This window comes from Pseudoalteromonas luteoviolacea DSM 6061, from assembly GCF_001625655.1.
GTDB classification, from domain to species: Bacteria; Pseudomonadota; Gammaproteobacteria; order Enterobacterales; family Alteromonadaceae; genus Pseudoalteromonas; species Pseudoalteromonas luteoviolacea.
Map to the genome: position 1 here is coordinate 1 of NZ_AUYB01000053.1, position 1,301 is coordinate 1,301.

At 49.9% G+C, this 1,301-nt stretch carries 1 protein-coding gene; it reads right to left on the minus strand.

Features of this window, described 5'->3' with window-relative positions; all coding sequences use genetic code 11:
• Window positions 1-1,301: RHS repeat-associated core domain-containing protein (locus N475_RS02650; RefSeq protein WP_346243037.1), on the minus strand; the 1,301-nt coding region annotated here is incomplete at both ends.

Genomic DNA, 1,301 nt, shown 5'->3' on the forward strand with positions numbered 1-1,301 from the left:
AACACCAGCAACATCAGAAGATTGCAAGTACTTAATTTGCCCACCGTTATCTGTGGCGTACTCACCCGATGCATGTGATTGCTGTGGAGTTTTCGCGGCCTTTTTAAGTTCATTGTTACCATTATAAGCCTGAGCATAAGCCGCTGTTATAGCGCCATTAGCAAATTTACCACCAGTCAGTTGGGAAATAGTACCACCAATCGCCCCTGCAACAATAGTCCTTGCTATATCCATTAAAGTGCCGTCACCCGGCATAAAGCTATTTACATTAACGGCTTTAGTCAACCCCGCACTCCAGAAGCCATGTCCAAAATTTCCACCTTGAACATCAGCAATGATACCGCCTGCAACCGCATGTGCGCTTATATGAAGAGGGCTGCCCACTGCATCCAGCGCTACCGCACCTTGACCTATACCGTAAAAAACGCCTGCAATTGCAGCTGACGTAGTGCCTGCTCTGAGAGCTGAGCCAACGTTTCCCGTATGATAATAATTTACTTGCGCACTAAATAGCGCCGAACACCAAACCTGACAACCTGGCACAAAGTTTAAAGCAACTGCAACAACAGTTTGCAGGCCTTCACTTCCCATAATTCGGTCGTAAGCTCGCCCTCCTAACCATGCACCTGTAAGCCCGCCGAGCGAAAAGCCAATCATTTGTGCACCTTTTCTACTCAATAAAGTACCTGCCAGCTTCTTAAAAAAATACCCACTCGGATCCGTATACGACAGCGGATTATTCAACACATAACTATAAGCGTTATAGTTTTGAAGGTTACTCGGCGCCTGAACAAACGGATCCGCCTGCATAAACCGACCCGTATCTGCATCGTAGATCCGACCATTCATATGAATGATACGGTTGTCGCCACCCAGCGTGATGGGCTCATGCCCTGTGTAGCTGCGGCTGTTGTTGGGCACCCGGGTGAATATTCCCATGCTTGCTGTGGACCAGTGGGTGTAGCTGGCGTCACTGCTGGGTGGCCTGACTATCTCGCTTTGTTTACCAAACACATCGTAGCTAGAGCGTTTGAGGAATTTACCGGCGTTGTCGGTGATCGCCACCACAGAGCCCTGATGGTCGGTGAACAGCCATTGCATGCTTGCCTGACCATTGGGGTGGTAAGTTTGCACCGCATCGCCGTTGATGCTGCGGCGTATGTACTTCTGGTTCGCAAATTCGCCGCCGTCTGTGCCCTCGTCCACTATCTCCAGTGCACCTACGTAGTAGATGGTTTTCTTGCCCTCGGTACGCTTATAACGGCGGTTATTGGCGTCGGGGGAATTTGCGTTGACACCCA